The sequence below is a fragment of the Streptomyces sp. SID11385 genome (assembly GCF_010548245.1).
Taxonomy (GTDB): domain Bacteria; phylum Actinomycetota; class Actinomycetes; order Streptomycetales; family Streptomycetaceae; genus Streptomyces.
Genome location: NZ_JAAGLR010000311.1, coordinates 1 through 9,259 on the forward strand (window position 1 = coordinate 1; position 9,259 = coordinate 9,259).

Annotated in this window: 9 protein-coding genes and 1 pseudogene; 6 read left to right on the top strand and 4 right to left on the bottom strand. The window is 75.2% G+C overall.

Annotation, left to right across the window (positions count from 1 at the left end):
- The first annotated feature begins 257 nt into the window (after positions 1–257).
- Positions 258–941: a DUF4328 domain-containing protein gene (locus tag G3I42_RS09390; protein WP_164284212.1), complete on the top strand. Its 684-nt coding sequence runs from the start codon at positions 258–260 to the stop codon at positions 939–941.
- On the opposite strand, the gene G3I42_RS09395 is transcribed toward G3I42_RS09390, so the two are convergent.
- On the bottom strand, positions 917–1,663 hold the full coding sequence (locus G3I42_RS09395; RefSeq protein ID WP_164284213.1) for an alpha/beta fold hydrolase: 747 nt from the start codon (positions 1,661–1,663) through the stop codon (positions 917–919). The two genes, G3I42_RS09390 and G3I42_RS09395, sit on opposite strands and share 25 nt — an antisense overlap.
- An 82-nt stretch (positions 1,664–1,745) precedes the next feature.
- The gene (locus tag G3I42_RS09400; RefSeq protein ID WP_164284215.1) at positions 1,746–3,515 is read right to left on the bottom strand and encodes a biotin carboxylase N-terminal domain-containing protein; all 1,770 of its coding nucleotides are present in this window, start codon (positions 3,513–3,515) and stop codon (positions 1,746–1,748) included.
- Positions 3,516–3,924: 409 nt separating this feature from the next.
- Between G3I42_RS09400 and G3I42_RS09405 the strand changes: the two genes are divergently transcribed.
- Positions 3,925–4,359 (top strand): hypothetical protein, encoded by a 435-nt coding sequence (locus G3I42_RS09405; RefSeq protein ID WP_203606580.1) that lies wholly within the window; start codon positions 3,925–3,927, stop codon positions 4,357–4,359.
- Here the strand turns inward: G3I42_RS09405 and G3I42_RS09410 are convergent.
- Positions 4,337–4,972, bottom strand: a complete 636-nt coding sequence (locus G3I42_RS09410; protein ID WP_164284219.1) for a nucleoside triphosphate pyrophosphatase — start codon at positions 4,970–4,972, stop codon at positions 4,337–4,339. The two genes, G3I42_RS09405 and G3I42_RS09410, sit on opposite strands and share 23 nt — an antisense overlap.
- Before the next feature lie 32 nt (positions 4,973–5,004).
- Positions 5,005–5,145, bottom strand: a complete 141-nt coding sequence (locus tag G3I42_RS36905; RefSeq protein WP_203606581.1) for a hypothetical protein — start codon at positions 5,143–5,145, stop codon at positions 5,005–5,007.
- 236 nt (positions 5,146–5,381) lie between these two features.
- Between G3I42_RS36905 and G3I42_RS09415 the strand changes: the two genes are divergently transcribed.
- The 4 genes and pseudogenes from G3I42_RS09415 to G3I42_RS09430 all read left to right on the top strand — a co-directional run.
- Complete coding sequence (locus tag G3I42_RS09415) at positions 5,382–6,251, top strand: biotin--[acetyl-CoA-carboxylase] ligase (protein WP_164284221.1); 870 nt, start codon at positions 5,382–5,384, stop codon at positions 6,249–6,251.
- Positions 6,252–6,627: 376 nt separating this feature from the next.
- A complete protein-coding gene (locus G3I42_RS09420; RefSeq protein ID WP_343244499.1) occupies positions 6,628–7,797 on the top strand; it encodes an adenylate/guanylate cyclase domain-containing protein in 1,170 nt (389 codons plus the stop codon).
- A gap of 211 nt (positions 7,798–8,008) precedes the next feature.
- A complete protein-coding gene (locus G3I42_RS09425) occupies positions 8,009–8,842 on the top strand; it encodes an enoyl-CoA hydratase-related protein (RefSeq protein ID WP_164284225.1) in 834 nt (277 codons plus the stop codon).
- Between the two features lie 109 nt (positions 8,843–8,951).
- Positions 8,952–9,259 (top strand): annotated as a pseudogene (locus G3I42_RS09430) (diguanylate cyclase); the annotation flags it as partial.

Here is a 9,259-nt window from a genome sequence, read left to right on the forward strand (position 1 = left end):
GGACGCGCACCGCAGGTGAGGGGGGCCGACGGTCGCGCGTAGGCGGGGCGGCGCGGGGCTGCCGCACGAGTCCGGCGGTCTGTACGGGCCCGGGGCCGCGTCTGTACCGGCCCGGGGCGGCGTCGCCCCCGTACCGTACGGCTGCTCCGTAGCGCTCGCCGGGCCGCGCCGGGAACCGCTACGGGCCGGAACCGCTCGCCGTCGCGTGGGCGTCTACGCCGACAGCCGTTCCACCGTCCCCCACCGAGGAGCGCCCCATGAGCTTCGCCCTGTCCGGCAGCGCCGCCGCCCCCCGTTTCGTGCGGGTGGTGCGCCGCGCGCGGTTCGCGGTCGGGGCGCTCGGCGCGGTGGTGCTGGCGCGGCTCGTGTTCCTCGTCTGGGAACTGCGCCTGCACGCGGGCCCGCGCCCGCCCGCCCCGCCCGGTGACCCGGAGGACGGCTACCACCGCGTCCCCACCGCGCTGGAGGAGCAGTACCACTACCTCGGCGACCTCACGGCCCTGACCCTCGTCGTCTGCGTGCTCGGCCTCGTGTACTGGCTCCAGGCGATGCGGGACAACGCGGACGTCCTGGCTCCCGAGGTGCAGCGCCACGCCCGCCCGTGGGTGTGGTTCTCCTGGATCGTCCCCGGAATCTCCGTCTGGTTCCCGCGCGACGTCGTCGTGGACGTGTGGCGCGCGGCGGCGCCCCGGGACGAGAACCCGGCCGAGCGCCGTACCCCCTGGTGGATCAACGTGTGGTGGCTGTTCCTGCTCGGCGCCGTCGCGATGCTCCTCGTCACCGAGAACCTGAGCGACGACGGGCAGCCCGAGGCCGAGACGGTCTACGACGCCTTCCGCAGCGTGCTGGCCACCGACTTCTTCCTCGTCGCCGCCGCCGTCCTCACGATCGTGCTCGTGGTGCGGATGACGCGCGATCAGGAGGAGCGGACGGGGGACTGAAGCCCGTCCAGCAGGCTCTCGACGAGCTGCGCCCGGGCCTGCGGCCGCTCGCTCAGCCAGAGGCCGAGCGCGTGCCCCGCGCCCGCGAGCCGCAGGACCGAGAGGTCCGCGCGCGCCGCGAGGGCGGTGTGCACGAGCCAGGTGACCTCCTCGGGGATGACGTCGTCCCGCTCCGGTACGACGAGCAGCGCCCGTCCCGCGAAGGACCCGTACGCCGCGAGGGCCCCGCTGTCGCGCCAGCTCGCCGGGCGCCGGATCAGCTCGGTGAACCCGCCGCCGAAGGGCACGTCCCAGGCGACGCGCCCGTAGACGCCGGGCGCGCACAGCGCGAGCGCGGTGACACGCCGCCCGTACAGGGTGAGGAGGTCGGCGACCGTCTGCCCGCTCATGCTGAACCCGACGAGCACGAGCGGCCGCCGGGCCCCGAACACCTCGGCCACGACCGCCGCGGCCTGGTCGCGCCGCCGCCGCAGGCTCAGCCCGGCGAGGTGCCCCGTGCTCTCGCCGTGCCCCGAGAAGTCGAGCGCGAGCGCGTGGTGCCCGTGCGCGGCGAAGTCCTGGGCAAGCGGGAGGCACCGCTCCTTGTCGCCGTTGCCCGCCCCGTGCAGCACCACGACGCCGTACGCCCCCGGCACCTCGCGCCCCGGCGTCACGGTGTACACGCTCAGCCGCTCGCCGTCCACGGCGAGCACGCTCTTGGTGGTGCGGACGGGGTGGCTCATCGCGCCTCCGGGACGGCGAACGGGCGGGACCCTTCGCGGGGTCCCGCCCGGTACCGTACCGCCGCGCCGCGCGGCAGCCGTGTCAGTCCTTGATCTCGCAGATGACCGTGCCCGAGCTGAGCGAGGCGCCGACCGCGACGTCCAGGCCCTTGACGGTGCCGGAGCGGTGGGCCGTGAGGGGCTGCTCCATCTTCATGGCCTCCAGGACCACGATCAGGTCGCCCTCCTTGACCTCCTGGCCCTCCTCGACGGCGACCTTCACGATCGTGCCCTGCATCGGCGAGGCGAGCGTGTCGCCCGAGGCGGCCGGGCCGCTCTTGCGGGCCGCGCGGCGCTTCGGCTTCGCGCCGGCCGCGAGGCCGGTGCGGGCGAGGGACATGCCGAGGCGGGCCGGGAGGGAGACCTCCAGGCGCTTGCCGCCGACCTCGACGACGATGTTCTCGCGCGTCTCGTCGTCGCCGGAGCCGTCGGCCGGGGCGGCGAAGGGCTTGATCTCGTTGACGAACTGGGTCTCGATCCACCGGGTGTGGATCGTGAACGGGTCGGTGGAGCCGGTCAGTTCGGGCGCGAAGGCCGGGTCCTTGACGACGGCGCGGTGGAAGGGGATCGCCGTCGCCATGCCCTCGACGCGGAAGTCCGCGAGGGCGCGCGCGGCGCGCTCCAGGGCCTCCTTGCGGGTGCGGCCCGTGACGATCAGCTTCGCGAGCAGCGAGTCCCACGCGGGGCCGATGACGCTGCCCGACTCGACGCCCGCGTCCAGGCGCACACCCGGACCGCTCGGCGGCGCGAAGAGCGTGACCGTGCCGGGAGCGGGCAGGAAGCCGCGTCCCGGGTCCTCGCCGTTGATGCGGAACTCGAAGGAGTGACCGCGCAGTTCGGGATCGCCGTAGCCCAGCTCCTCGCCGTCGGCGATACGGAACTGCTCGCGCACGAGGTCGACGCCCGCGACCTCCTCGGTCACCGGGTGCTCGACCTGGAGGCGCGTGTTGACCTCCAGGAAGGAGATCGTGCCGTCGTTGCCGACGAGGAACTCGACGGTCCCGGCGCCGACGTACCCGGCCTCCTTGAGGATCGCCTTCGACGCGCTGTACAGCTGCGCGACCTGGTCCTCGTTCAGGAACGGCGCGGGCGCCTCCTCGACGAGCTTCTGGTGGCGGCGCTGGAGCGAGCAGTCACGCGTCGAGACGACGACGACGTTGCCGTGCTGGTCGGCGAGGCACTGGGTCTCGACGTGCCGGGGGCGGTCGAGGTAGCGCTCGACGAAGCACTCGCCGCGCCCGAAGGAGACGACGGCCTCGCGCACCGCGGAGTCGTACAGCTCGGGGACCTCGTCGAGCGTGCGGGCGACCTTGAGGCCGCGACCGCCGCCGCCGAAGGCCGCCTTGATCGCGATGGGCAGGCCGTGCTCCTCGGCGAAGGCCACGACCTCCTCGGCGCCGGAGACCGGGTCGGGGGTGCCCGCGACGAGCGGGGCACCGGCGCGCTGCGCGATGTGGCGCGCGGCGACCTTGTCGCCGAGGTCGCGGATCGCGGCGGGGGGCGGGCCGATCCAGGTCAGCCCGGCGTCGAGGACGGCCTGGGCGAACTCGGCGTTCTCGGAGAGGAAGCCGTACCCGGGGTGCACGGCGTCCGCGCCGGACTCGGCGGCGGCGTGCAGCACCTTCGCGATGTCGAGGTAGCTCGTCGCGGGCGTGTCACCGCCCAGCGCGTACGCCTCGTCGGCCGCGCGCACGTGCGGCGCGTCCCGGTCCGGCTCCGCGTACACCGCGACGCTGCCGATGCCCGCGTCGCGGCAGGCCCGGGCGACCCGGACGGCGATTTCACCGCGGTTGGCGATGAGCACCTTGCGCACGATGGCTCCCTTTTCTCGCTCTTCGTCCCTGGGGGTGGGCCCCGACGCCTGTGAACACGCCGAGTTTAGGGACAGCCGACACGAGGCGCCGGAGGCGGCCGGGCGGTGAGTTTGCCCACACCGACTGCCCCGCGACCCCAGGCGACCGGACGAAAGTCCATGTAAGGGCCCTGAACCACCTCAGCGTAGCTCCGCACGGCGGGCCGGGTCTCTGTCCGCCCGCGCCGCGAGGGGCGCGCTTTCTTTGTGGGGTCCCGACGAAAGGGGGCGGATTTCTTTGAGTGCCGCCCGCCCCGGTGTCCCGCGCGAACCCTTGCCCGGCCGCCTACTGCTCAGTAGCGTGCGGGAGAGCCATGTGTACCCCCGGTAACAGTGGCTCGGGGGCGGAACGGAAGCGGGTGTGCCGAGGATGACGCGGACCGTGGTGGCCTGGGTGACGGGCTTCGTCCTGCTGCTGGAGACCTTCGGGATCATCCTGCTGTGCCTCACGCTGGGCGCCGTCGTCGACAACCAGTCCATGTCCCTGGCGGGCACCGACCCCGACGCCGTCGTCAGCGGCTCCTACGTCCTCGCCGTCGTCGCCGGGCTCTTCCTCTGCGCCTGCGCCTTCGTGGCCTTCCGCTGCGCGGTGCGCCGCCACGCCCCCGGGCGCGCGGGCCGCGTCCTGCTGATCGTCGCGGCCGTCGTGCACGGCGTCCTCGCGGCCGTCTCCCTCGCGCTCCTCGGACTCGCCGCCTTCCTCGGCCTGCTCGTCGTCCTCGCGCTGCTCGTCCTCATACTGGTGAGCCCCGACGCCGCGCCCGCGCGCCCGCGCGCCGAGGTCAGTCCTTCCACAACTCCGTGATGCCGAAGCCCAGTTCGCGCAGCAGCGTGCGCAGGGTGGGCAGCGAGAGGCCGAGCACGTTCCCGTGGTCGCCCTCGATGCCGTCCACGAACGGGGCCGAACGCCCGTCGAGCGTGAACGCCCCCGCCACGTACAGCGGTTCACCGCTCGCCACGTACGCGGCGATCTCCGCGTCGTCCGGCGTCCCGAACCGCACCGTCGTCGAAGCGGTCACCGAGGCGCGCGCGCCCGAGTCCGTGTCGATCACGCAGTGCCCGGTACGGAGCACCCCGGCGCGCCCGCGCATCGCCTTCCACCGTGCCGCGGCCTCCTCGGCGTCGGCGGGCTTCCCGTAGGCGACGCCGTCGAGGTCGAGCACCGAGTCGCAGCCGACCACGAGCGCGCCCCGCGCGTCCTCGCGCTCCGCGACCACCGCGGCCTTCGCCTCCGCGAGCACGAGCGCCAGCTCACCCGGCGTCGGCGCGCTGATCGCCTCCTCGTCCACACCGCTCACGATCACCTCGGGATCGAGCCCGGCCTGCCGCAACAGGCCGAGCCGCGCCGGGGACTGCGAGGCGAGGACGAGACGGCGGCGCGGGGAGGGGGAGGGCGAGGGCGAACCGGGTGCGGACATGGGAGAGATCGTAGGCCGTGCGGCGTACGTGCTCACACGTATCCCCCGAGCCCCAGGAGAAGCATCGCGAGCACCATGACGCACGCGAGGAGCACGCCCGCGCGGTGCAGCTTGCGTTGCGCCGCCCGCCACTCCTCGGGCGGCTCCTGTTCATCCCGGTCCGACCACAGCATGGGTTCCAGGCTGCGACCGCGGGGGCCCGCGCGCCTGAGTACGCGTACCTAAGCGGGCGGGGACACGGGGAGCGCGGCGGGGATCGGGGGAGCGCGCGGGCGGCCGGGGCGCGCTGGGGGATCGCTCGGCGCGGGGCTTCCGGCGGCCCGGGTCTCCGGCGGCACGGGCCTTCGGCGGCACGGGGCCGGGGCGGGGCCCGGGCGGGGAGGTCCGTGAAGCGTGGTGGGGTAGGGGCATGAGCAACCCGTACTCCGATCTCGACCGCCCCCCGCTGCACGCCACCGCGCTGCGCCGCGCGCTCCTGCGGCCCGGCGGGCTGTGGACCGCGCTCGACGTCGTGCCCCGTACCGGCTCCACCAACACCGACCTGCGCGAACGCTCCGCCGGCACCCCCGAGGGCGCGATCCTCGTCGCCGAGGAGCAGTCCGGGGCGCGGGGCAGGCTCGACCGGCGCTGGAGCGCCCCGCCGCGCTCCGGGCTCTTCTTCTCCGTCCTGCTGCGCCCCGAGGTCCCGCCCGCGCGGCTCGGCTGGCTGCCCCTGCTCGCCGGAGTCGCCCTCGCCACCGCCCTCTCGCGCGCCGCCGGGGTCGACACGGCCCTCAAATGGCCCAACGACCTCCTCCTCACCATCGACGGCGAGGAGCGCAAGGCCGCCGGCATCCTCGCCGAGGCCACCCCGGACGGCGCCGTCGTCCTCGGCATCGGCCTCAACGTCTCGCTGCGCGCCGACGAGCTGCCCGTCCCCACCGCCGGTTCCCTCGCCCTCGCCGGTGCCCTCACGCTCGACCGCGACCCGCTGCTCCGCGCGGTCCTGCGCTCCCTCGCCGACTGGTACGAGCGCTGGCGCGAGGCGGACGGGGACCCGGCCGCCTGCGGGCTCCAGGCCGCCTACGCGGCCGGGTGCTCCACGCTCGGGCGGCAGGTGCGGGCGGAGCTGCCCGGGGACGCCGAGCTGATCGGCGAGGCCGTCGCGCTCGACGGGGACGGGCGGCTCGTCCTCGTGACCCCGGGGGGCGCACGGGAGGCCGTGGGGGCGGGGGACATCGTCCATCTGCGCCCCGTCCCGCCCCCGGAGGAACGACGGGGCGGCTCGGGCGGCGAGTGAGCCAGGGCACACCTGCCGTATCGTGGAGCGCGGTCGTGGCGTTGGCCCGCGGCAGAGGGGAAGGGCGCAGGCAGTGACCGTCGACGACACCGGTTCGGGCGCGGACGGCCCGGCCTCACCGGGCGGCGGACGGCGCGCCCCCGAGGGGGCGGGCGACCCCTCCGGCACCCCTCCGGCACCCCACGACGCCGACCCCGACCCCGTACCGGAGCCGGACGCGGCGGCCCCCGGCGGACCGGGGCGGCCCGAGGGCTCGGACGGGGCGGGCGGCTCCGGGGAGCCCGGCGACTCCGGCCGTTCCGGCGGCCCGGACAGCTCCGACCGTTCCGCCTCCGCCACCTCCGACCACTCCGCCCCTTCCGAGCGCGAGAACCTCGTGGAGTGGACGCAGGACCGCGCGGTGGACCGGGGTGGTGAGCCCGAGCGTGCCGACCACGGCCCCTCCGTCCCCGGCGCCCCCCGCGACGAGCCGCCCGAGGACGACCCGCTCGCGCTGCGCCTCGAAACGCTGATCCTCGGTGCCGAGCGCCGCTACACCCCCTTCCAGGCGGCTCGCACCGCCGGTGTCTCGATGGAGCTGGCCTCGCGTTTCTGGCGGGCCATGGGCTTCGCCGACATAAACCAGGCCAAGGCCCTCACCGAGGCCGACGTCCTCGCCCTGCGCCGCCTCGCCGGTCTTGTGGAGGCCGGGCTGCTCAGCGAGGCGATGGCCGTCCAGGTCGCCCGCTCGACCGGGCAGACCACCGCACGGCTCGCCGAGTGGCAGATCGACTCCTTCCTCGAAGGGCTCACGGAGCCCCCCGAGCCGGGGATGACCCGTACCGAGGTCACGTATCCGCTGATGGAACTGCTCCTGCCCGAGCTGGAGGAATTTCTCGTCTACGTGTGGCGGCGCCAGCTCGCGGCCGCGACCGGGCGCGTCGTGCAGGTCAGCGACGACGAGGAGATGGTCGACCGCAGGCTCGCCATCGGCTTCGCCGACCTCGTGGGCTTCACGCGCCTCACGCGCCGCATGGAGGAGGAGGAGGTCGGCGAACTCGTCGAGGCGTTCGAGACGACCTCGGCGGACCTCGTCGCCGCGCGCGGCGGGCGCCTCGTGAAGACCCTCGGCGACGAGGTCCTCTTCGCCGCCGACGACGCCGGCGTCGCCGCCGAGATCGCGCTGCGCCTCATCGAGACCCTTTCGGGCGACGAGACGATGCCCGAACTCCGCGTCGGCATCGCCTTCGGCACCGTCGCGACCCGCATGGGCGACGTCTTCGGCACCACGGTGAACCTCGCCTCGCGCCTCACCTCGATAGCGCCGCGCGACGCCGTCCTCGTCGACTCCGCCTTCGCCGAGGAACTCATCCGTACCGGCGAGGCGCCCGCCTCCGAGACGGCGGCGGCGGAGGAGACGGACCGCGCCGCGAAGGAGGGCGACCCCGCCCCCGCCTACCGCTTCGCCCTCCAGCCCATGTGGCAACGCCCGGTCCGCGGCCTGGGCGTGGTCGAACCGTGGCTGCTGACGAGGCGGACGCCGAAGGCGGACGAGGAGCGGGGCTGACGGGCGCGGGAGCGCGCTCGCGCCCCTTGCCGCGCGGGACCGCCGCCGGGCCGCCCCTCCGAGATCTGCCCCGGCGCGGACCTCGGGGACGTCCCGGGCCGCCCCGGCCCGCTCGGCTGCTCCGTCCCCGTCCTGCCGAAGCCCCCCGCGTGTAACGGTCGTTAACATCGGCGGATCGCAGTCGGGTAACCCACCGAGACCGGAGGCCGCCGTGCCCGTATCCCCCGAGAACCCCGAAGCTCCCGCCGCCGAGCGCCGGTACGGGACCGACATCCTCGTTCGCCGGCACGAGGGCGGGCACGTCGCCGAACTCGTCCTCGACCGGCCGCGCGCGCTCAACGCCATCGCTACCGCCACCGCCGAGGCGCTTCGCGCGGCGTGTGCGGAGCTGGCGGGGGACCGCGAGGTGCGCGCCGTCGTGCTCACCTCCTCCGCCGAGCGCGCCTTCTGCGTGGGCGCCGATCTCAAGGAGCGGAACTCCTTCACGGACGCGGAACTCATGCGCCAGCGCCCGGTGACCCGCGCCGCGTACACCGCCGTGCTCGACCTGCCGGTGCCCGCCGTCGCCGCCGTGCACGGCTTCGCGCTCGGCGGCGGCTACGAGATCGCCCTCGCCTGCGACCTGATCGTGGCCGATCCGAGCGCCGTCGTGGGCCTGCCCGAGGTCTCCGTCGGCGTCATCCCGGGCGGCGGCGGTACGCAGCTCCTCCCGCGTCGCGTCGGCGCGGCCCGCGCGGCCGAACTCGTCTTCACGGCCCGCCGCGTCGAGGCGCGCGAGGCGAAGGAACTGGGGCTCGTGGACGTGCTGGTGGCGGACGGCGAGGACCGTACGGAGGCGCTTGCGCTCGGCGCCCGTATCGCCGCGCACTCCCCGCTCGGCCTCCGCGCCGCCAAGCGCGCCCTGCGCCTCGGGCAGGGGCTCGATCTGCGCGCGGGCCTGGAGGTCGAGGACGCGGCCTGGCGCTCGGTCGCGACGTCCGGGGACCGCGCGGAGGGCGTGGCGGCCTTCAACGAGAAGCGGAAGCCGCAGTGGCCGGGGGAGTGAGGGACGGGACGGGGCGCTGGTCCCGTAGCTGCCGGACGCCCCGGCCCCGTACTCACTCTCCGTAGCCGCTCGTCCGGCAAACCCCCCGCCACCTGCTTAAAGTGGCCGAATGAGCGACGGAGCGGAGGACGCCCGGTTGCGGGCCGTCGTGGAGCTGGCGCAGGCCATGGCCGCGGCGCGGTCCGCTCGGGAGACGTGGCGGGCGGCGGCGCGGGGGGCGCGGCGGGCGCTCGGCGGGAGTTTCGCGGCGCTGTCGGCGTGGGAGCGGGGGCCCGGGCGGCTGCGGGTGCTCGTCAACGAGGGGGAGCGGGCGCCGGGCGAGGAGGAGTTCCCCGAGGACGAGACGTACCCCGTGCACCGGTTCCCCGAGATCACCGAGTTCCTGCACGAGCGCTGGGCGCGCGGCGGCGCCCCGCA

What these genes read in the sequence shown, in the direction of transcription:
- G3I42_RS09390 (WP_164284212.1), top strand. Translation starts at nt 258, where the DNA reads ATGAGCTTCGCCCTGTCCGGCAGCGCCGCCGCCCCCCGTTTCGTGCGG.
- G3I42_RS09415 (WP_164284221.1), top strand. Translation starts at nt 5,382, where the DNA reads ATGAGCAACCCGTACTCCGATCTCGACCGCCCCCCGCTGCACGCCACC.
- G3I42_RS09395 (WP_164284213.1), bottom strand. Translation starts at nt 1,663, where the DNA reads ATGAGCCACCCCGTCCGCACCACCAAGAGCGTGCTCGCCGTGGACGGC.
- G3I42_RS09410 (WP_164284219.1), bottom strand. Translation starts at nt 4,972, where the DNA reads ATGTCCGCACCCGGTTCGCCCTCGCCCTCCCCCTCCCCGCGCCGCCGT.
- G3I42_RS36905 (WP_203606581.1), bottom strand. Translation starts at nt 5,145, where the DNA reads ATGCTGTGGTCGGACCGGGATGAACAGGAGCCGCCCGAGGAGTGGCGG.
- G3I42_RS09405 (WP_203606580.1), top strand. Translation starts at nt 3,925, where the DNA reads ATGACGCGGACCGTGGTGGCCTGGGTGACGGGCTTCGTCCTGCTGCTG.